The 20,070-nt window shown below is 72.8% G+C and carries 16 protein-coding genes; 11 read left to right on the top strand and 5 right to left on the bottom strand.

The genetic code is table 11. The features are described from left to right. The first annotated feature begins 9 nt into the window (after positions 1 to 9). Positions 10 to 486 carry a ribosomal protein S18-alanine N-acetyltransferase gene (gene rimI / locus QSK22_RS12315; protein ID WP_502872305.1) on the top strand — a complete coding sequence of 159 codons (477 nt, stop codon included), beginning with the start codon at positions 10 to 12 and terminating at the stop codon, positions 484 to 486. Then, positions 483 to 1,520, top strand: a complete 1,038-nt coding sequence (tsaD, locus tag QSK22_RS12310) for a tRNA (adenosine(37)-N6)-threonylcarbamoyltransferase complex transferase subunit TsaD (RefSeq protein ID WP_285494230.1) — start codon at positions 483 to 485, stop codon at positions 1,518 to 1,520. The genes rimI and tsaD overlap by 4 nt, the downstream gene beginning before the upstream one ends. A 15-nt stretch (positions 1,521 to 1,535) precedes the next feature. On the opposite strand, the gene QSK22_RS12305 is transcribed toward tsaD, so the two are convergent. The 3 genes from QSK22_RS12305 to QSK22_RS12295 all read right to left on the bottom strand — a co-directional run bounded on the left by QSK22_RS12305 (position 1,536) and on the right by QSK22_RS12295 (position 6,110). Next, the gene (locus tag QSK22_RS12305) at positions 1,536 to 2,525 is read right to left on the bottom strand and encodes a phosphotransferase family protein (RefSeq protein ID WP_285494228.1); all 990 of its coding nucleotides are present in this window, start codon (positions 2,523 to 2,525) and stop codon (positions 1,536 to 1,538) included. A gap of 223 nt (positions 2,526 to 2,748) precedes the next feature. Next, positions 2,749 to 4,311 carry an apolipoprotein A-IV repeat region-like domain-containing protein gene (locus tag QSK22_RS12300; RefSeq protein WP_285494227.1) on the bottom strand — a complete coding sequence of 521 codons (1,563 nt, stop codon included), beginning with the start codon at positions 4,309 to 4,311 and terminating at the stop codon, positions 2,749 to 2,751. 566 nt (positions 4,312 to 4,877) lie between these two features. Then, the gene (locus QSK22_RS12295) at positions 4,878 to 6,110 is read right to left on the bottom strand and encodes a class I SAM-dependent methyltransferase (RefSeq protein ID WP_285494226.1); all 1,233 of its coding nucleotides are present in this window, start codon (positions 6,108 to 6,110) and stop codon (positions 4,878 to 4,880) included. Between the two features lie 231 nt (positions 6,111 to 6,341). Between QSK22_RS12295 and groES the strand changes: the two genes are divergently transcribed. From groES to QSK22_RS12275, 4 genes are all read left to right on the top strand, one after another. Further along, positions 6,342 to 6,650, top strand: coding sequence for a co-chaperone GroES (gene groES, locus QSK22_RS12290; RefSeq protein WP_067912313.1), 309 nt, complete (start codon positions 6,342 to 6,344; stop codon positions 6,648 to 6,650). Positions 6,651 to 6,738: 88 nt separating this feature from the next. After that, positions 6,739 to 8,367 carry a chaperonin GroEL gene (gene groL / locus QSK22_RS12285; protein ID WP_285494225.1) on the top strand — a complete coding sequence of 543 codons (1,629 nt, stop codon included), beginning with the start codon at positions 6,739 to 6,741 and terminating at the stop codon, positions 8,365 to 8,367. 151 nt (positions 8,368 to 8,518) lie between these two features. Beyond that, a complete protein-coding gene (locus tag QSK22_RS12280; protein ID WP_285494224.1) occupies positions 8,519 to 9,253 on the top strand; it encodes a sigma-70 family RNA polymerase sigma factor in 735 nt (244 codons plus the stop codon). Next, a complete protein-coding gene (locus QSK22_RS12275; RefSeq protein ID WP_285494223.1) occupies positions 9,250 to 10,230 on the top strand; it encodes a hypothetical protein in 981 nt (326 codons plus the stop codon). Before QSK22_RS12280 ends, QSK22_RS12275 begins: the two co-directional genes overlap by 4 nt. A gap of 420 nt (positions 10,231 to 10,650) precedes the next feature. Here the strand turns inward: QSK22_RS12275 and QSK22_RS12270 are convergent, their stop codons facing one another. Next, a complete protein-coding gene (locus tag QSK22_RS12270; RefSeq protein ID WP_285494222.1) occupies positions 10,651 to 11,040 on the bottom strand; it encodes a DUF5319 domain-containing protein in 390 nt (129 codons plus the stop codon). 373 nt (positions 11,041 to 11,413) lie between these two features. Here QSK22_RS12270 and guaB point away from each other — a divergent pair, with 373 nt between their 5' ends. The 4 genes from guaB (at position 11,414) to QSK22_RS12250 (ending at position 17,483) form a co-directional block, all read left to right on the top strand. Then, positions 11,414 to 12,931, top strand: a complete 1,518-nt coding sequence (guaB, locus tag QSK22_RS12265; RefSeq protein ID WP_285494221.1) for an IMP dehydrogenase — start codon at positions 11,414 to 11,416, stop codon at positions 12,929 to 12,931. Positions 12,932 to 12,998: 67 nt separating this feature from the next. Continuing rightward, positions 12,999 to 14,111 (top strand): GuaB3 family IMP dehydrogenase-related protein, encoded by a 1,113-nt coding sequence (locus tag QSK22_RS12260; protein ID WP_285494358.1) that lies wholly within the window; start codon positions 12,999 to 13,001, stop codon positions 14,109 to 14,111. A 93-nt stretch (positions 14,112 to 14,204) separates the two neighbouring features. Next, a complete protein-coding gene (locus tag QSK22_RS12255) occupies positions 14,205 to 15,944 on the top strand; it encodes a glycerol-3-phosphate dehydrogenase/oxidase (protein ID WP_285494220.1) in 1,740 nt (579 codons plus the stop codon). A 195-nt stretch (positions 15,945 to 16,139) separates the two neighbouring features. Next, positions 16,140 to 17,483, top strand: coding sequence for a phospholipase D-like domain-containing protein (locus tag QSK22_RS12250; protein WP_285494219.1), 1,344 nt, complete (start codon positions 16,140 to 16,142; stop codon positions 17,481 to 17,483). A 54-nt stretch (positions 17,484 to 17,537) separates the two neighbouring features. Here the strand turns inward: QSK22_RS12250 and QSK22_RS12245 are convergent, their stop codons facing one another. Further along, positions 17,538 to 18,197, bottom strand: coding sequence for a TetR/AcrR family transcriptional regulator (locus tag QSK22_RS12245; RefSeq protein WP_285494218.1), 660 nt, complete (start codon positions 18,195 to 18,197; stop codon positions 17,538 to 17,540). A gap of 277 nt (positions 18,198 to 18,474) precedes the next feature. On the opposite strand from QSK22_RS12245, the gene QSK22_RS12240 reads away from it, so the two are divergent. Next, the gene (locus QSK22_RS12240; protein ID WP_285494217.1) at positions 18,475 to 20,058 is read left to right on the top strand and encodes a succinic semialdehyde dehydrogenase; all 1,584 of its coding nucleotides are present in this window, start codon (positions 18,475 to 18,477) and stop codon (positions 20,056 to 20,058) included. The last annotated feature ends 12 nt before the right edge of the window (positions 20,059 to 20,070 follow it).

Raw genomic sequence — 20,070 nt, 5'->3', positions numbered from 1 at the left:
CTGCGCGCCATGACCGCCGCCGACCTGCCGGCGGTGCTGCGGCTGGAGCGGCGGCTGTTCCCCGAGGACGCCTGGAGCGAGCAGATGCTGCGCGGCGAGCTGGCCGACCAGCCCCGCACCCGCCACTACGTGGTCGCCGAGGACGACGGCGCGATCATCGGGTACGCGGGCCTGGCCGCCGCGGGCGGGCAGGCCGACGTGCAGACCATCGCCGTGGCGCCCGAGCGGCAGGGCCAGGGCGTGGGCGCGGCGCTGCTCACCGAGCTGCTCGACGAGGCCGGCCGGCGCGGCGCCGAGGCGGTGTTCCTGGAGGTGCGCGCCGACAACGACCGGGCCCGCCGCCTGTACGAGCGGTTCGGGTTCCACCGGGTCGGGCTGCGCAGGCGCTACTACCAGCCGTCCGGCGTGGACGCCATCGTGATGCGCCGCCTGCCGGACGGCCGCCCGCCCGTCGGTTTCGGCCCGGAAGGAGGGCGAGACAGATGATCCGTGACTCCGAGCCCCTGGTGCTGGGCATCGAGACGTCCTGCGACGAGACCGGGGTGGGCATCGTCCGCGGCACCACGCTGCTGGCCGACGCGATCGCCTCCAGCGTCGACCAGCACGCCCGGTTCGGCGGGGTGGTGCCCGAGGTGGCCTCCCGCGCGCACCTGGAGGTGATGACCCCGACCGTGGAACGCGCCCTCGCCGACGCGGGCGTCGCCATGCGGGACGTCGACGCGCTCGCCGTGACCGCCGGGCCCGGCCTGCCGGGCGCGCTGATGGTGGGCGTGGCCGCGGCCAAGGCGTACGCGCTGGCGCTGGGCAAGCCGCTGTACGGGGTGAACCACCTGGCCGCGCACGTGGCCGTCGACCAGCTCGAACACGGGCCGCTGCCGCGTCCGTGCGTGGCGCTGCTGGTTTCGGGCGGGCACTCGTCGCTGCTGCTGGTGCCGGACGTGGCCGGCGACGTCCGGTCGCTGGGCGCCACCGTGGACGACGCGGCCGGCGAGGCGTTCGACAAGGTCGCCCGCGTCCTCGACCTGGGCTTCCCCGGCGGCCCCGTCATCGACCGGCGCGCCCGCGAGGGGGACCGCGACGCGATCTGGTTCCCGCGCGGCAAGTACGACGACGGCACCTACGACTTCTCGTTCTCCGGCCTGAAGACGGCCGTGGCGCGCTGGGTGGAGGCCAGGGAGCGAGCCGGCGAGCCCGTGCCGGTCGCGGACGTGGCCGCCTCGTTCCAGGAGGCCGTGGTGGACGTCCTCACCCGCAAGGCGCTCCAGGTGTGCCGCGACCACGGCGTGCACGACCTGCTCATCGGCGGCGGGGTGGCGGCCAACTCGCGGCTGCGGGCCCTGGCGCAGGAGCGCTGCGACGCCGCCGGGGTGCGGTTGCGGGTGCCGCGTCCCAAGCTGTGCACCGACAACGGGGCGATGGTGGCCGCGCTGGGCGCCGAGATGGTGTCGTCCGGGGTGGCGCCGTCCGATCTGGGCCTGCACGCCGACTCCAGCCTGCCCATCGACTCGATCCGGATCTGAGCGCCCGGGGCCGGGTCAGGACGTGGCGGAGACGCCGAGCTCGGCCAGCCGGGCGGCCAGGTAGTCCTCGAACAGGGGCACGTGCGCCTCGTCCATGATCCGCCCGGTGCCCTCGGGCAGCAGGTCGAGCAGGGTGCGCACGTCCCAGTACGGGTCGTGCCGGTAGCCGCCGGACACCTGGTCGAACGACGACAGGAACCGGTCGGCGGCGGCCGTGCCGTACCGCAGCGCCAAATGCACCCGCATGTGCGCGATGTCGACGGCGATCGGGCCGTAGGAGGCGTCCGACCAGTCCACCACGCCGGTCAGCCGCCCGTACGACCACAGGGTGTTGTCGGGCTGGTAGTCGCGGTGGATGAACCTGGACGGCGCCTCGGGCGCCGGGCCGGACGCCACGTCGAACGCCCGCTCCCACAGCGCCGGACGCTGCGCGTGCGCGGGCGGCCGCCGCACCTCGAGCCGGTTGTACGGCACGTACGGCGGCATGGTGGACGCGCCGTTGACCGCGTGCACCGACAGCAGCGCGGCCGCCATCTGGATCAGGTACTCGGGCAGGTCGCCGGGCGACGGCCGCGGCGGATGCCCGGCCAGCCGCTCGATGATCAGCGCGGGCGCGTCGCAGTAGGCGCCCGCCGGGTCGGCCGCCACCAGTGACGGCGTGGGGACCTCGCAGCCCGCCAGCAGCGCCAGCGCGGCGATCTCGCGTTCGGGGGAGAACTCGGCGCCCACGCCCGGCACGGCGGGCCGCGCGGCACCGCCCTCGCCGACGGCGTGCGCGGGCGGCGGGTGCGGCAGCCACCGCCGCAGCACCAGCCGGTGCGCCGCACCGGAGCCGCTCTCGACCAGCAGCGCGTGGTTGACGTGGGCGGCCCCGCCCGGCAACGGACGCACCATCTTCACCACGGCGCCCCGGCCGAAGCACTCCTCCACCCAGCGCAGCGTGTCGCTGTCAGGCGGGGTGCCGACGGGAGACCGGGGAGCCGGAGACTGGGTCACGGGAACCATGAAAACCGATTCGGGCGTGGGTTGGCAGTGATTTTGCGAAGACGGAACGTAACAAAAAGCACGTCACCGGGAGGCGTCACCGCGACGCCTTGCGGCCTTGGAGGGTATTCGCCGGAGGAAACGCATGTGCCGGGGCGGGGCGCCGTGGGCGCACGGGAGCGGGTGGGCGCCCCGCCGCACGAGCCGGTCCTGACAGCCGGTCGCGGGCCCTGCGCGGCCCCGGCTACTCCTTGGCCTCGCGCCGGGGGCGCAGCAGCGCCTCGGCGAGCGCCAGCATCGTCTCCTCCAGCGTGGACAGCCGCTTGAGCATGTCCTCGTGCACCGCGTGGACCTGCTTGGTGACATCGCCGTGCACCGAATCGACCTTGCGGCCGACCTCCTCCTGGACATCGTCGAACCGGCGGCCCAGCTCGGCGTGCACCGCGTCGGTGCGCCGGGCGACCTCCTCCTGCCAGCCGTCGACGCGCTTGGCGAACGCGTCCTGCAGGCCGCCGACCCGCCGGGTGACGTCCTGGTGGATGACATCGACCTGCTTGGCCACGTCCTCGTGCACGTCCTCGATCCGCTTGCTCATGTCCTCGTGCACGCCGCCCACCTGCCGGGCCACCTCCGTGTGCACCGACTCGACCTGCTTGGTGACGTCCGCGTGCACCGACTCGACCCGGCGGGAGACGATCTCCACCTGCGTGGTGAACTCCTCCAGCGCGCCGTCGACCTTGCGGGTGACCTCCTCGTGGATGCCCTCGATGCGCTTGCGGACGTCCTCGTGCAGGCCCTCGAACCGGCGGGAGAACTCGTCCATGCGCTTGGCCACGTCGGTGTAGGCGGTCTCGGCGATCTGCGCCATGGTGGCCTTGACCTCGTCCCGGTCGGGCCGGGCGCGCAGCTCCTCGATCAGCGGGTGGACCGCGTCGGCGAGGTGCTTCTCCAGCGCGTCGAACCGGTCGCCGTGGTCGATCACCGGCCGCTGCGCCAGTTCGGCCAGCTTGCGGTGCAGCTCGCCGACCTCCAGGGTGGCCGGCAGCCGGTCCAGCCGCTCGCCCAGCGAGCCGATCCGGTCGTCGATGCCCTCGAACCGCCCGTCCAGGCCGTCCAGCTTGCCCGACAGCCCCTCGAGTCGGCCATCGAGCCCGTCCAGCCGGCCGTCCAGGCCGTCCAGCCGCCCGCCGACGCCCTCGACCCGGCCGTTGACCGCCTCCAGCCCCTGCTCCACCCGGTCGGCCATCTCGCCGAGCGACTGGTCGACCCGGGCGGTGATCCCGCTGATCGAGTGCTCCAGCTTCTCGGCCCGGTGGCCCAGCTCGGCCAGGGACTTGTCCAGCCGGTTGAACCGGACGGAGGCCGCCTCCATGCTGCCCTGCAGCTTGTCCAGCCGCTTGGCCATCTCCTCCATGCGCTGCGACGCCTGCTGGGTGACGTCGTTGATGTGCTGCGCGGAGTCGAGCACCGCCTGCAGCCGGGTCAGCCCCTCGTCGACGTTCTCGGCGACGACCCCCACGTCGGCCCACAGCGCGGGCAGCTCGGCCACCGGCTTGACCCGTTCGCCCACCGCCTCGATGTGCTCGGCCAGGCCCTCGGCCCACTCCGGCGGCTTGCCCGCCAGCTCCTCGACCTGCCCCCGGACTCCGTCGAGCTGCCCGGTCAGCCCGTTCAGCTCCCGTTCCCGGACCTCGCGCAGCAGCCATTCCATCCCCTCCAGCCGCTGGCGGATCTCGTCCAGGACCTGACCCTGTGAGCGCTGTTCGTAGACGTGGTCCTGCGCCGCACGGGCGAGCAACTCCCGCATCCGATCCGAGACCGGTTGACCCCCCGTCTGCAGGAAGTTGTGATTCGTTTCCACCCGATGCTCCTTCGTGTGCCGACGCGATGAAATGGCGTGCGGCATTGAATCGTGAACGCCTCACTGTAGTGGTTGCGCGGCGTCGCGATAAAGGGAACGGGAAACATTGCGAGTTCTGTGGAATGCACTTGGTTTTCCGGGAGGCGGTAACAGGGGAGAACATCCTGGGCGAGGTCATTTCCGACGGTTCACGGGCGAGCCGGGCGGGCGGCCGCCTCCGACGCCGCGGCGCCGGGTCGAGCCCGCCTGCGGGCGCCCAGTCTGCCGGGCCCGGGGACGCGGTGCGGGCAGGCGCGCCGAGGGAGCGCGTTCGCCCGTCAATTGCGGGGGTCGCTTTTCTTCGGCCGCCTGCGGTTCCCAGTGTGGCGCGCGCGGTCCGGGAGCGGCGCATTGCTTAGCGAACGCGATGCCGCGGTGTGGGCAACGCTTTCGGTGTGTCCGGCGCGTCTCCCGAATCCGCTTGGGAACATTAAGCGGCGGGGAGATCTTTCGGTCGCAGGTGAGATCTTCGTTTATTCTCCGGCGGGGAGCGGGCGGGCGAGCAGCGCGACCGGAGCCCGGCCCACGCGGGTGAGCACGACGGTCGCCTCGCTCCCGCCCCGGCGCGCCCGGGAGGTGAACCCGAGGTCGCGGCGCAGCCGGTCCACGTCCACCGCCGAACCGCGCTTCTTGATCGTCAAGATGCCGACGTCGCGGCGGCGCAGCTCGCCGCGCAGCCGCTTGACCGAGAACGGCAGCACGTCCTCTATCTCGTAGGCCGCCGCGAACGGCGTCGCCACGGCCGCGTCGGCGGTGACGTAGGCGATGCGCGGGTCGGCCAGACCGCCGCCCACCTGCGCGGCCACCTCGGCGACCAGGTGCGCGCGGATCACCGCGCCGTCCGGCTCGTACAGATAGCGCCCCCACGGGCGCACGTCCGGCTTGTCCAGTCCGGGCTCGGGGGTGAGCGTCGCGGCGGGGGCGTCCGGGTCGTCCGACCGGATCACCGTCGCGCGGCGGCCCGCCGTCCCGGCCAGCCCGCCCAGCCACAGCGCGGCCTCCTTGACGTCCCCGCCGACGGAGATCCACTCGGCCTCCACGCCGTTCGGGATCGCATCGTGCGGGATGCCCGGCGCCACCTTGACGCACCCGGCGGGCGCACGCGCGGCCAGATCCATGACGGTGCCGAGCGGCGGCTCGTACGCCCGGGGGTCGAACACGCGCCCTCGGCCGGTGCGCCGCCCCGGGTCGGCGAACACCGCCGCATACCCGGCGGGATCCTCCCGGGTGGCGTCGCCCTCGCGGACGGACGCCAGACCGGCCAGCCCCAGCGCCTCGACGTTCGCCCGCGCCACCGCAGCCGTCAGCGCGTCCCGCTCCACGCCCTCGCCGCGGCACCCCAGCCGCGCCCGGGCGATGAGGTCCGCCCCGATGCCGCACCCCATCTCCAGCACCACCCCGCCGCAGGCGTCCATGTACGCGGCGAAGCGGTGCGCGCGGTGGGCGGCCACCCGGGCGCGCGTGGCCTGCTCCAGACCGTCGGGGGTGAAGTACATCAGGTCGGCGTCCGGACCGAACTTGGCGCGGGCGCGCACCCGCAGCCGGGCCTGGGTCAAAGCGGCGGCGACGAGGTCGGCGGGGTAGCGTTCTCGTAGGCGCGCAGCCGTGCTGAGCAGGGCGTTCTCGCTCAGGTCCGCCTCTGCGGCCGCCGCGAGCACGGCGCGGCCCGCAGGGCCCGGCAGGGCCCGGAACGCCTCGATGTCCATACCCCGGACGGTAGCGGTGCCGGCGCCGGGGGTGCGCACGTGTTCGTGTTGACGCCTCCCCGGCCACGGCATAGTCTCCATGACTGGCACTCTCAAGCTGAGAGTGCCAATAAGCGACGAGGTCGGTCTGGCACCCGCGACGGCAGGCCGGTCCGGGGTCGCCTCTTCTGCCACATGTGCGGCCGGCCCTTTCACGCCGGCCGAGGACACCACCGAAGGGGAGGTCAGATCGTGACGACCGCCACCAAGGTTGCTCTCAAGCCGCTTGAGGACCGCATCGTCGTCCAGCCGCTTGAGGCCGAGACCACCACCGCGTCGGGCCTGGTCATTCCCGACACCGCCAAGGAGAAGCCCCAGGAGGGCACCGTTCTGGCCGTGGGCCCGGGTCGCGTCGACGACAAGGGCGAGCGGGTGCCGCTCGACGTGAAGGTCGGCGACGTCGTGCTCTACAGCAAGTACGGCGGCACCGAGGTCAAGTACAACAACGAGGAGTACCTCGTGCTCTCGGCGCGTGACGTCCTCGCGATCGTCGAGAAGTAAGGCGTCCGAGCTGTGACGCACCGCCCCGGTCCGGCCCGTCAACAGGGGCGGACCGGGGCGGTTCGCGCGAAGGGAGACTGTTTTTCGCATGGCGAAGATCCTGGAGTTCGAGGAGGACGCGCGCCGGGCCCTTGAGCGCGGCGTCGACCGCCTCGCCGACGCCGTCAAGGTGACCATCGGCCCGCGCGGCCGCAACGTGGTCATCGACAAGAAGTTCGGCGCGCCGACCATCACCAACGACGGTGTGACCATCGCCCGCGAGGTCGAGCTGGAGGACCCCTACGAGAACCTGGGGGCCCAGCTGGCCAAGGAGGTGGCCACCAAGACCAACGACATCGCCGGCGACGGCACCACCACCGCCACGGTGCTGGCCCAGGCGCTGGTCCGCGAGGGCCTGCGCAACGTGGCCGCGGGCGCCTCGCCGCTGGGCCTCAAGCGGGGCATCGACGCGGCCGCCCGGCACGTGTCCGACCAGCTGCTCAAGGTCGCCCGCGAGGTCGAGGAGAAGGGCGAGATCGCGCACGTCGCGACCATCTCCGCGCAGGACGCCGGCATCGGCGAGCTGATCGCCGAGGCGTTCGAGAAGGTCGGCAAGGACGGCGTGATCACCGTCGAGGAGGCTCACACCATGGGCCTGGAGCTGGAGTTCACCGAGGGGCTCCAGTTCGACAAGGGGTACCTGTCGCCGCACATGGTGACCGACCCCGAGCGCATGGAGGCCGTCCTCGAGGACGCCTACGTGCTGATCGTCGACGGCAAGATCTCCAACGTCAACGAGTTCCTGCCGCTGGCCGAGAAGGTCGCCCAGACCAAGAAGCCGCTGCTGGTGGTGGCCGAGGACGTCGAGGGCGAGGCGCTGGCCCTGCTGGTCGCCAACAAGATCCGCGGCACCTTCTCCTCGGTCGCGGTCAAGGCCCCCGGCTTCGGCGACCGCCGCAAGGCGATGCTCGCCGACATGGCCATCCTCACCGGCGGCCAGGTGGTCAGCGAGGCCCTCGGCCTGAAGCTGGAGAACCTCAACCTGGAGGACCTCGGCCGGGCCCGCCGGGTCACGGTCACCAAGGACGCCACCACGATCGTGGACGGCGCCGGCGCCGCCTCCGACATCGAGGACCGCATCCGCCAGATCCGGGTCGAGATCGAGCGCAGCGACTCCGACTGGGACCGCGAGAAGCTGCAGGAGCGCCTCGCCAAGCTGTCGGGCGGCGTGTGCGTGCTGCGCGTCGGCGCGGCCACCGAGGTGGAGCTGAAGGAGAAGAAGCACCGCCTGGAGGACGCCATCTCGGCGACCCGCGCGGCCATCGAGGAGGGCATCGTCTCCGGCGGCGGCTCGGCGCTGGTGCACGTGGCCAAGGAGGGCTTTGAGACCCTCGGCCTGTCCGGCGACGAGGCCGTCGGCGCCGAGGCGGTGCGCCGCGCGCTGGTCGAGCCGCTGCGCTGGATCGCCGAGAACGCCGGCAAGGAGGGCTACGTCGTCGTCTCCAAGGTGCAGGAGCTGCAGACCGGCCACGGCTACAACGCCGCCACCGACGAGTACGGCGACCTGATCGCCCAGGGCGTCATCGACCCGGTCAAGGTGACCCGGTCGGCGGTCAGCAACGCCGCGTCCATCGCGGGCATGCTGCTGACCACCGAGGCCCTCGTGGTCGAGAAGCCGGAGGAGCCCGAGGAGGCCGCCGGCGGCGGCCACGGCCACGGGCACGGTCACGGCCACTGACCGTTCCGGTCGCGTCCAAGAGCCCCCGCCGGGCGACCCGGCGGGGGCTCTTTTCGCCCGCCTTGTGGTCACTTTGCGCGCCGGGACGGGCGCGCGGCGTGACGAAAGAGCGCCGGACGGCCGCACTGTGACCATTCCGTTGTCTTGCACGGTGGAGACAGGGCGGAGCGCGCTGGGCATCATGCTCTACGTGACCGAGGGATGCTACGCCGGGACCACGACCGCGCGCGCTACCGAACCCTCGGGAGGCCCGGCCCCGCCGGCGCCCCCCGACACCGGCCGCCGACGGCAGCTGCGCGCGGTGTCGCCGGAGGGCGGGCGGCCCGAGGAAGGAGACTTCAAAGAGCTGACGAACCTGGCCGTGCAGGGCGACCCGGGCGCGATCGAGGTGCTGATCGGCCAGGTGCGCCCCATGGTGGTCCGGTACTGCCGGGCCCGGCTGGGCCGCGTGTCCGGGCAGTACCACATCGCCGACGACGTGGCCCAGGAGGTCTGCATCGCGGTGCTGTCGGCGCTGCCGCGCTACCGCGACATGGGGCGGCCGTTCGCGTCGTTCGTCTTCGGCATCGCCGCGCACAAGATCGCCGACGCGATGCGCAGCGCGGTCCGGGCGGCCGTGCCGACCGAGGACCTGCCGGACGGTCCCGACGACCGGCCCGGCCCCGAGGAGACGGTGGTGCGCTACATCGAGGCCCAGCGCGCCCGCGACCTGCTCACCCGTCTCCCCGACCACCAGCGTGAGCTGGTGCTTCTGCGAGTGGTGGCGGGTCTGTCGGCGGAGGAGACCGGTAATGTACTGGGCATGTCCGCTGGGGCGGTACGGGTCGCGCAGCACCGGGCCCTGGCCCGGCTTCGGGCGATGGCCAGAGAGGAGTCGATCGCTTGACGGAGCGCAGGACGGGCGCCCCGGAACCGGTCGAACCCTCCCGCCGCGGCGATGCCCCCGCCTCCGGGGCCCTGACCGGCGATCTGAGTGCGGTGCGCCGCACCGACGCGGTCTTCGAGGCGCTGGCGCGGCACGCTGCGTCCTTTGCACCCGCCGCTGAGCCCGCCGCCTCCGCTTTTGAGCCCGGTGCACCGCGGGACGAGTCCGGGACGCCCGGCGACGCCGAGGCCGAGCTGGACGAGCGGCTGCGGGCCGCGGGCGCGGAGTCCGATCCGGCGGTGCGCCTGCTCCGGGCGCTGGTCGCCGACGTGGCCGAGCCCGGCCCCGGGCGCCGTCCCGGGCCCGAGCCGCCGTCCGGACCGCGCCGCCGCGGCCGCCGTACGATCGTGGCGCTCGGGGTGGCGGGCGCGGTGCTGGCGTCGGGCGGGGTGGCCGCCGCGGGCGGCGACCTGAGCAGACGGTCGGCGCACGACGTTCCGTCCGGCGAGCAGATCACCAGACCTGCGGACGACCCGTCCGCCGACACCAAGCGGCAGACGCTGCGCGCGGCGCCTCCCGCGACAGGGTCCGGCGCGAACGCCGGACGGGCGCGGGCCGTGCCGCGCACGTCCACGTCACCGGCGCCGTCCCGGAAACCCGCCGAGCGCCGCGACCGCGCGGCCGACCGGAGCGTACGGTCACCCGCCCCGTCGGCATCGCCCTCGCCGTCGCCGACCGCTCCGGACGACACGCTCATCCAACCGGCCCGGCCGGGCGCCACCCCCTCCGCCGGGCTGCAGTGGCCGGCCCCGCCGGCCGAGAACGAGTTCCGGCGGCGCATTGAGGAGATTCGCCGCTGGCTCACCAGGCCCGCCGGCCAGTCCCGCCGCAGCGGCGAATCGCGCCTTCTCTGGCAGAACGCGCTAGACCAGCGGACCAGCGAGCAGGACAAGGACACCGGGCGCACCCGAAACGACCCGCGCCGCGACCGCCCCTGAACCGCCGCCGACTCGCCAGGCCCGTCGGCCCCACAGTCATCGGAGACCTCCGAGGAGACCCCCGCCTTCAGGCGGGGGAGGAATCGGCCCCCTGCGGAGCAGGACAGGGGTAGGCGATTCACCGCCAGGTGAATCGCTGTATCGAACAAGCGAACGAAACTTAAGTGATCTTGCGCTACCGTGCGAGATCGTGGAGCGGGCGTACAAGTACCGCTTCTAGCCAGGCCGGTCGGGCAGTTCCGCCGCGACACTGAGCCGCGCTTTTTCGTCACCGTGTGGGACGCGAGGGGCGGCGGTGCGGTGGAGCAGTTGGGATATTGCGGGTGTGACGTGCATGCCGGACTTGACGGGTATGCCGGGTTTTATGGGGGCGCGCCGATCCAGGGGACGCGCTCGGCGCGTCCTGCGCGGCCGCCGCGGCTAGTCGGTGTCGCGGCCCTCTTCGCTGTCTATGACGCCGTCGACATAGCCCCGGGCGTACTCCCAGGAGACGTAGTCGACCGGGTCGGGCGCCAGCGCGGGCTCGTGCACCCGCGGGGTGCCCTCGTCGAGCAGGTGGCGCAGGTTGCCGTGCAGCAGGTCCCAGTCGATGTAGTGCGGCTTGCCGCAGTCGCCGCAGTCGACGGTCAGCCCGCGCACCCCCAGCGGCTCCAGGAGCGCCCGGAAGACCTCCAGGTCGGCGAGATCGGCAAGCACGTCCTCGCGCTCCGCCACGCTGAGCGGAGCGACATCCTCCCCAGGGTCGCCGAGCGAGGCGGCCGGGTCCTCCGGGTCGCCGGCGAACGGGTCGAGTGGGGCATCGTCGTGCACCCCTCCACGCTACTGCCAGGGTGCGGGCGAAGGGGAGTCCCGATCCCGGCCGGGCGCGAAGAATGATCGAGCTTTCCCGTTCCGTGATCGGGAATTACGGGACCGGCGGCCGCCGTTCAATGTCACCAAGGCCACGTGACCTGCGGCGCGAAGCGCCGTACCCGGTTTGGGCGCACGCCCTACGATGGTGGTGAGCCCCGGCGACCCGGGCCGGAGGCCGCCCCGCCCGGCGGCGTCGCCCGCAAGGCCCGCACGGGCCGATGGATCACGCGCCCACACCATCCGGAAGGAGGGAAGCGGCGTACCCCGTTCCGTCCCACGGCGCACCGTCCCCGACGGCACCGCGTCCGGCGGAGCCGGCGCCGCGACACCGATGAACCCCGAAGCCCAGGTCGCCGCAGTGCAGCCCCAGGCCAGCCAGGTCCTGCCCGAGGGGCTGACCTTCGACGACGTGCTCCTGCTGCCGGGCTACTCGGACATGCAGCCGGGCGAGGCCGACACCACCACCCGGTTGACCCGCAACGTGTCGCTGCGCATCCCGCTGGTGTCGGCGGCCATGGACACCGTCACCGAGGCCCGCACCGCCGTGGCCATGGCCCGCCAGGGCGGCATCGGCGTGCTGCACCGCAACCTGTCCGTGGAGGACCAGGCCGCCGAGGCCGACCGGGTCAAGCGCTCCGAGGCCGGCATGATCACCAATCCGGTGACCTGCCTGCCGGACGCCACCCTGGCCGAGGTGGAGGAGCTGTGCGCCCGCTACCGGATCTCCGGGGTGCCGGTCACCGATGTGCGGGGCGTGCTCGTCGGCATCGTGACCAACCGCGACATGCGGTTCGAGACCGACCACTCCCGTCCGGTCCGCGAGGTGATGACCCCGATGCCGCTGGTCACCGCGCCGGTGAACGTCTCCCGGGAGGAGGCGTTCCGGCTGCTGGCCAGCAACAAGATCGAGAAGCTGCCGCTGACCGACGCCGACGGGCGGCTGCGCGGGCTGATCACCGTCAAGGACTTCACCAAGAGCGAGCAGTACCCCAACGCCACCAAGGACGCCGACGGGCGGCTGCTGGTGGCCGCCGCGGTCGGGGTCGGCGAGGACGCGGTGCGGCGGGCGCAGGCGCTGGTCGAGGCGGGCACCGACGTGATCGTGGTGGACACCGCGCACGGTCACTCCAAGGGCGTGGCCGACACCGTCGCAAAGATCAAGGCGAACTCCCGGGTGGAGGTGGTCGGCGGCAACGTGGCCACCTACGCGGGGGCGAAGGCGCTGGTGGAGGCGGGCGCGGACGCGATCAAGGTCGGCGTGGGCCCGGGCTCGATCTGCACCACCCGCGTGGTCGCCGGGGTCGGCGTGCCGCAGATCACCGCGATCATGGAGGCGGCGCGGGCGGCCCGGGAGGCCGGAGTGCCGGTGATCGGCGACGGCGGGCTGCAGTACTCCGGCGACATCGCCAAGGCCCTGGTGGCCGGGGCCGACACGGTGATGCTGGGCAGCCTGCTGGCCGGGGTGGAGGAGTCCCCCGGTGAGCTGATCTTCGTGCACGGCAAGCAGTACAAGTCGTACCGCGGCATGGGCTCGCTGGGCGCCATGCGCAACCGCGAGCGCGGCGGCTCGTTCTCCAAGGACCGCTACGCCCAGGCCGACGTCACCGCCGAAGAGAAGCTGATCCCCGAGGGCGTGGAGGGGCAGGTGCCCTACCGGGGGCCGCTGGCCAACGTCGCCCACCAGCTGGTCGGCGGGCTGCACCAGTCGATGTGGTACGCGGGCTGCCGGACGATCCCCGAGCTGCACGAACGGGGGCGGCTGATCCGGATCACCTCGGCCGGGCTGCGCGAGAGCCACCCGCACGACATCCAGATGACCGTGGAGGCCCCGAACTACCAGGGCCGCTGACGCGGGTAGTCTCTGCGGGGCGTCATCGCGGGTTTCGCCTGGAGAGGATTGAGCTGTGGCTGCTGAGGTGGAGATCGGCCGGGGCAAGAGCGGCCGGCGCGCGTATGCCTTCGACGAGATCGGCATCGTACCGTCGCGGCGCACCCGCGACCCCGAGGAGGTCAGCGTCGCCTGGCAGATCGACGCCTACCGGTTCGATATGCCGCTGGTCGTGGCGCCGATGGACAGCGTGGTCAGCCCGGCCACCGCGATCGCCATCGGCCGTTTGGGCGGGCTGGCCGTGCTCGACCTGGAAGGGCTGTGGACGCGGTACGAGGATCCCGAACCGCTGCTGGCCGAGATCGCCTCGTTGGACGACGCCCGCGCCACCCGGCGGCTGCAGGAGATCTACAGCGCGCCGATCAAGGAGGAGCTGATCGGCCGGCGGATCGAGGAGATCCGCGAGGCCGGGGTGACCGTGGCGGCGCGGCTGTCGCCGCAGCGCACCGCGCAGTTCCACAAGGCGGTGATCGACGCCGGGGTTGACCTGTTCGTCATCCGCGGCACCACCGTGTCGGCCGAGCACGTGTCCGGCCGGGCCGAGCCGCTCAACCTCAAGCAGTTCATCTACGACCTGGACGTGCCGGTGATCGTCGGCGGGTGCTCGACGTACACGGCGGCGCTGCACCTGATGCGCACGGGCGCGGCGGGCGTGCTGGTGGGCTTCGGCGGCGGGTCCGGGCACACCACCCGCACCGTGCTGGGCGTGGCGGTGCCGATGGCCACGGCCGTCGCCGACGTGGCCGCCGCCCGGCGCGACTACCTGGACGAGTCCGGTGGCCGCTACGTGCACGTGATCGCCGACGGCGGGATGACCAACAGCGGCGACATCGCCAAGGCGTTCGCGTGCGGTTCGGACGCGGTGATGGTGGGCTCGCCGTTCGCCCGCTCCACCGAGGCGCCCGGCCGCGGCTACCACTGGGGCAGTGAGGCTCATCACGGCGACGTGCCGCGCGGCACCCGGCTGGAGGTCGGCACGATCGGCACCCTGGAGCAGATCCTGTACGGCCCCTCGCACGTCGCCGACGGGTCGATGAACCTGATCGGGGCGCTGCGGCGGGCGATGGCGACCGCCGGGTACACCGAGCTGAAGGAGTTCCAGCGGGTGCAGGTCGTGGTCGCGCCGACCGCGGCGCACTGAGGGCCGCCCGGATTCGCCGGTCCGGTTCGTGTGGACGAGTCCCTACCGTGGGGTAGGAACTGACGGACACCCGACCGCACAGGGGGGATCGCGATGGCCGGATCGCCGGTGACCGGACTGGGCAGCTCGCGCCTCGGCCCGGCGGAGCGGGCCGAGGCGCTGGAGCGCATGGCCCGCGTGGAGTTCGACGTCGTGGTCGTGGGCGGGGGCATCGTGGGCGCGGGCGCCGCCCTGGACGCCGCCACCCGGGGCCTGTCGGTGGCGGTGGTGGAGGCGCGCGACTTCGCCTCCGGCACGTCCTCGCGGTCCTCCAAGCTGATCCACGGCGGGTTGCGGTATCTGGAGCAGTACAACTTCGACCTGGTGCGCGAGGCGCTGACCGAGCGCGGCCTGCTGATGCAGCGGGTCGCACCGCACCTGGTGCGGCCGGTGCCGTTCCTGCTGCCGACGACGCACCGGGTGTGGGAACGCGGCTACTTCGGCGCCGGGGTGGCGCTGTACGACCTGCTGTCGTTCCAGATGGGCCGCACCCGGGGCGTCCCGCGCCACCGGCATCTGACCCGGCGGGGGGCGCTGCGGCTGGCGCCGTCGCTGCGCAAGGACGCGTTCACCGGGGCGATCCAGTACTGGGACGCCCAGGTGGACGACGCCCGGTACGTGATGATGGTGCTGCGCACGGCCGCCGAGTACGGCGCGCAGATCGCCTCGCGCACCCAGTGCGTCGGGTTCCTGCGCGAGGGCGAGCGGGTGACGGGGCTGCGCATCCGCGACCTGGAGTCGGGCACCGATGCGAAGGTGCGGGCCAAGCAGGTCGTCAACGCCACCGGCGTGTGGACCGACGACATCCAGGAGCTGGTCGGCGGCCGCGGCCAGATCCACGTGCGCGCGTCCAAGGGCATCCACCTGGTGGTGCCCAAGGACCGCATCCACTCCTCCACCGGCATCATCCTGCGCACCGAGAAGTCGGTGCTGTTCGTGATCCCGTGGGGACGGCACTGGATCATCGGTACCACCGACACCGCGTGGGACCTGGACAAAGTGCACCCCGCGGCGTCCCGTGCCGACATCGACTACGTGCTCGAACACGTCAACCGGGTGCTGTCCACGCCGCTCACGCACGACGATGTGGAGGGCGTGTACGCGGGGCTGCGTCCGCTGCTGGTGGGGGAGACCGACGAGACGTCCAAGCTGTCCCGTGAGCACGTCGTGGCGCATCCGGTGCCCGGCCTGGTGCTGGTCGCGGGTGGCAAGTACACCACGTACCGGGTCATGGCCAAGGACGCGATCGACGCCGTCGCGCACGGGCTGGACGGCAAGGTCGCCGAGTCGTGCACCGACCGGGTGGCCCTGGTCGGTGCGGACGGCTACCCGGCCATGTGGAACTCTCGGCACCGCCTGGCCGCGCGTTCGGGGCTGCACGTCGCCCGCGTCGAGCACCTGCTGCACCGCTACGGCACCCTGGTCGACGACCTGCTCACGCTGATCGCCGAGCGGCCCGACCTGGGCAAGCCGCTGACCGGCGCGGACGACTACCTGCGTGCCGAGGTCGTCTACGCGGCGACCCACGAGGGCGCCCGCCACCTCAACGACGTGCTGTCCCGCCGCACCCGCATCTCCATCGAGACGTGGGACCGGGGCGTGGGCGTCGCGCGCGAGGCGGCCGAGCTGATGGCGCCGGTCCTCGGCTGGTCGAAGAAGCAGACCGACCGCGAGGTCGAGTACTACAGCAAGCGCATCGAGGCCGAGCGGGACTCGCAGAACGAGCTGGGCGACCAGGAGGCCGACGCGCGCCGCCGGGGCGCCCCGGAGATCGTGCCCACCACCGGCCCCTGATCCGCCGTCTGACCTGGCCGAACGCCGTGCCGCCCGATAGGGGCGGCACGGCGTTCGCGTGTCCGCCTGCCCGGCGCCGTCGCACATCCGGAAGGCGTGGCCGTATGTGGCCTATGACGTGTTGGTGAACGGAGTCTGAAAGGTTTCAAAAACTGCTAATGTCCCGCTTCCTGAGTTTGCTGCGGGGAGCGAAGAATGCTGCGTTTGGGGCTTGTGTCTGGTGGGCTGTTGGTGGCGCTGGCCGTCGGGGGCGTGGACGTGGCGACGGCGGGGGGCGCGCTGGCGCAGCCGTCGACGGGGGCGCTGACCGGAAAGGCGGCGGCCAAGCCGAAGAAGAAGACGAAGAAGAAGTACTACGTGCCGCAGGGGCCGCGGTTCAACCTGCCGACGGGGACGAAGACGCAGCAGGGCGCGCTCGACCTCTACATCAAAAAGCTCATCCGGAACACCCCGAAGGGCGCGGAGATCGACGTCGCGCTGTTCCGGCTCAACACCGCCGGCATGGCCAAGGAGCTGGTGCGGGCCAAGAGGCGTGGGGCCAAGGTGCGCGTCGTCGTCGACTCCGACTCGCCCAACAAGCGCCGGTACGTCTACGACTACCTGCGCAAGAACCTCGGCACGAGCACGCGCCGCTCGTCCTGGATCGTGACCTGCCCCAAGGGGCGCGGCTGTATCGCCCCCAAGGTCTCCGGGCAGTGGGGCAAGAACCACAACAAGTTCTACGCGTTCTCGCGCACCTACAGCTCGCGCAACGTCGTCGTGCAGACGTCCGGTAACGCCACCGGCGGCATGTACGTCCAGTACAACGACGCGTACACGCTGACGGACGCCAAGCTCTACAAGGCCTACCGCAAGTACTTCTACGACCTGGCCAAGCGGCGCGCGAACGGCAACTACTTCCGGACGTACCGGTCCGGCTACCGCTCGGTGACCTTCTTCCCCAAGGCGAGCGGCGACCCGATCGCCGACGTGCTGGACAAGGTCAGCTGCCTGGGCGGCACCCGGGTGCGGCTGTCCAGCGGGCTGTTCACCCGGACGGCCGTGGCCAAGCGGCTGTCCAAGCTGGACGACGCGGGCTGCGACGTGCGGCTGGTCAGCGCCGAATTCGGCGAGTCGACGCTGAAGGCGCTGCGGCAGCCGGGACGCAACGGCGGCCCGCAGGCCCGGTTCTTCACCTCCAAGCAGACCCGGGAGGCGCACTCCAAGTACCTGCTGATCGACGGCTGGTACAACGGCCGCAGGCGCAAGGTCGTGATGACCGGCAGCCACAGCTACACCACGGCGGCGCTGCGGTACAACGACGAGGCGATGCTCACCATCGAGAGCACGTCCGTCTACGACGCCTACCTGCGCAACTTCAACCGCGTGTTCGGGGCCGCGGCCGGCCGCCTGTACGTGCTGGCGTCCGTGCCCGCGCCGAACGTGCCCACCGTGCCCGACAGCACGCCGGAGACCGACGACGGCGAGCCCGCGGCCGCGGGCACGGAGGCGGAGCTGCCGGCGACCGACACCGCGCCGCCCGCGGCGCCGCCCCGGTGACGGATGCCCAGTGACGGCCCCCGGCGGCCGTCACCGGGGCCCGGCGGCCGCCGGTCAGCTCAGGGCGGGGCCGAGCAGCAGCCGCATGCCCGTCGCGTACAGCTCGGCGGGCACCCGTTCCGGGTCCAGCAGGTGCTGCAGGGCGAGCCCGGCGTCCAGCGCCACGGCCAGCGCCGCGCGGTCGTCGGGGGTGATGCCCTCGACCTCGTCCAGGTGCGCGGCCAGGCGCGCGCGGCGCGCGGCGTACCACTCGGCGACGCGCCAGCCCGCCGCGAAGTCGCGCATGCCGTACAGCCAGAACTCCACCAGCAGCAGGGCCAGCATGCGGGCCTGGTCGCCGGAGAGCCGCCGCGCGTACGCCCGCCCGGCCCGCTCGAACCGCTCCCCGGCGGGGCGGCCGGTGTCGCACAGCTCCGCGTGCACCTCGACGCCGAACCCCTCGGCGGTGTAGCGCTCCAGCAGGGTCAGCAGCAGGTCGGACTTGCCGGCGAAGTTGGAGTACACCGCGCCCTTGGTGAGCCCGGCCGCCGCCGCCACCTCGTCCAGGGACGCGTTGTGGACACCGCGTTGCGCCCACAGCCGCTGCGCGGCGTCCAGCAGCGCCGCCCGGGTCTGCTCGCGCGTGTACCGCCGGGACGCGCCGCCGGGGGGCGCCGTGCCGCCGCCGTCGGTCTCGTCCTCGCCGGGCGGGCCGAAGGCAGTGTCGATCATCATTGGTCCCCTCCGTCGCGGCACGCCCCGGCGGGGCCGCCCGACGCGCGGGTGCGCGCGGACGCGGGCGATGCCTGGCCACTCTTCCCGCCATGGGGAATACACCGGCGCGTCATGGTCAATCCGGAGATTGCCTGATGTGGTCGGTTCGCCGCGCTGCGTCGCCGTCCCGTCGCATCCGCGTCCGTCCAGGTCGCGGCGGGGGCGGCGGAAGCCGGACAGGAGTTGGTCTTACTGACGGGTAGTCAAATATGGCCGGGGGGTCATACGCTGCTGTGCCATGGCACCCCGGACCGTCCCCGCCGAAGGCGCGGCGGAGCACACCCTCGCCCCCACCCTGATCGAGCGGCTGACGTCCCGCGTCACCGCCGCGGACGACGCTCCCACGGCCGCCGTCCCCACGCCGTTCACCGGAGCGACGCTGGCCGAAGTCCCGCAGTCCGGCTCCGACGACGTGCGCGCCGCCTTCGAGCGTGCGCGCCGGGCGCAGCGCGCCTGGGCCCGGCTGCCCGTCGCCGAGCGCGTCCGGCCGTTCCTGCGGCTGACCGACGCCCTGGTCGAGCGCCGCGACGAGATCCTCGACATCATCCAGCTGGAGACCGGCAAGGCCCGGCGGCACGCGCTGGAGGAGTTCCTCGACGTCGCGATGTGCACGCTGTACTACGCGCGCCGCGCGCCCCGGCTGCTGCGCCCGCAGCGCCGCAAGGGCATGCTGCCGGGGCTGACCCGCGTCCGGGAACTGCGCCACCCCAAGGGCGTCGTCGCGCTGATCGCGCCCTGGAACTACCCGTTCGCGCTCGGCGCCGGCGACATCGCGCCCGCCCTGATGGCCGGCAACGCCGTCGTGCACAAGCCGGACACCCAGACCTGCCTGTCCAGCCTGTGGATCCGGGACCTGCTGGTGTCGCTCGGCCTGCCGGGCGACCTGTGGCAGATCGTCGTCGGCGACCCCGCCGAGATCGGCGACCCGCTGCTGGAGGGCGCCGACTACGTGTCGTTCACCGGCTCCACCCGCGGCGGCCGGGCCATCGCCGAGAAGGTCGCGCCCCGCCTGGTCGGCTACTCCCTGGAACTCGGCGGCAAGAACCCCATGATCGTGCTGGCCGACGCCGACGTGGAGCGCACCGCCCGCGGCGCCGTCCGGGCCTGCTTCACCAACGCCGGCCAGTTGTGCATCTCCATCGAGCGCATGTACGTCCACCAGGACGTCTACGACCGGTTCGTGCCGCGCTTCGTCGAACTGGTCAAGGGCATGCGGCTGGGCTCCGGCCTGGACTTCTCCGCCGACATGGGCTCGCTCACCTACCCGCGCCAGCTGGAGGCGGTCACCCGGCACGTCGAGCAGGCCGTCGCCAAGGGCGCCACCGTGCTCGCCGGGGGCCGCGCCCGTCCCGACCTCGGCCCGCTGTTCTACGAGCCGACCGTCCTCACCGACGTCACCGAAGAAATGGACCTGTGCGCCGCCGAGACGTTCGGCCCGGTCGTGGCGGTCTACAAGGTCGCCGACGAGGACGAGGCCGTCGCCCGCGCCAACGACACCGCCTACGGCCTCAACGCCTCGGTGTGGACGCGGAACGTGGCGCACGGCCGCCGCGTCGCCGCGCGGATCGAGGCGGGCACCGTCAACATCAACGACGGCTTCGGCGCCGCCTACGCCTCGCACGACGCCCCCATGGGCGGCTTCAAGCAGTCGGGCCTGGGCCGCCGCCACGGCGCCGAGGGCCTGCTGAAGTTCACCGAGGCGCAGACGATCGCCAGCCAGCACTTCATGGACCTCGAACCCCCCGGCGGCATCGGCTACGAGCGCTTCGCCGACCTGATGTCCAATGGCGTCGCCCTGATGAAGCGGCTGCGGATCAGGTGAGGGGGACGTCCG

It is taken from the genome of Actinomadura sp. NBRC 104425, assembly GCF_030269545.1.
Lineage (GTDB): Bacteria > Actinomycetota > Actinomycetes > Streptosporangiales > Streptosporangiaceae > Spirillospora > Spirillospora keratinilytica.
The sequence above is the reverse complement of the archived record's forward strand: the minus strand, read 5'-3'. Positions and strand labels throughout refer to the sequence as shown.

What these genes read in the sequence shown, in the direction of transcription:
- rimI (WP_502872305.1), top strand. Translation starts at nt 10, where the DNA reads ATGACCGCCGCCGACCTGCCGGCGGTGCTGCGGCTGGAGCGGCGGCTG.
- tsaD (WP_285494230.1), top strand. Translation starts at nt 483, where the DNA reads ATGATCCGTGACTCCGAGCCCCTGGTGCTGGGCATCGAGACGTCCTGC.
- QSK22_RS12305 (WP_285494228.1), bottom strand. Translation starts at nt 2,525, where the DNA reads ATGGTTCCCGTGACCCAGTCTCCGGCTCCCCGGTCTCCCGTCGGCACC.
- QSK22_RS12300 (WP_285494227.1), bottom strand. Translation starts at nt 4,311, where the DNA reads ATGCGGGAGTTGCTCGCCCGTGCGGCGCAGGACCACGTCTACGAACAG.
- QSK22_RS12295 (WP_285494226.1), bottom strand. Translation starts at nt 6,110, where the DNA reads ATGGACATCGAGGCGTTCCGGGCCCTGCCGGGCCCTGCGGGCCGCGCC.
- groL (WP_285494225.1), top strand. Translation starts at nt 6,739, where the DNA reads ATGGCGAAGATCCTGGAGTTCGAGGAGGACGCGCGCCGGGCCCTTGAG.
- guaB (WP_285494221.1), top strand. Translation starts at nt 11,414, where the DNA reads ATGAACCCCGAAGCCCAGGTCGCCGCAGTGCAGCCCCAGGCCAGCCAG.
- QSK22_RS12255 (WP_285494220.1), top strand. Translation starts at nt 14,205, where the DNA reads ATGGCCGGATCGCCGGTGACCGGACTGGGCAGCTCGCGCCTCGGCCCG.
- QSK22_RS12250 (WP_285494219.1), top strand. Translation starts at nt 16,140, where the DNA reads ATGCTGCGTTTGGGGCTTGTGTCTGGTGGGCTGTTGGTGGCGCTGGCC.
- QSK22_RS12245 (WP_285494218.1), bottom strand. Translation starts at nt 18,197, where the DNA reads ATGATGATCGACACTGCCTTCGGCCCGCCCGGCGAGGACGAGACCGAC.
- QSK22_RS12240 (WP_285494217.1), top strand. Translation starts at nt 18,475, where the DNA reads ATGGCACCCCGGACCGTCCCCGCCGAAGGCGCGGCGGAGCACACCCTC.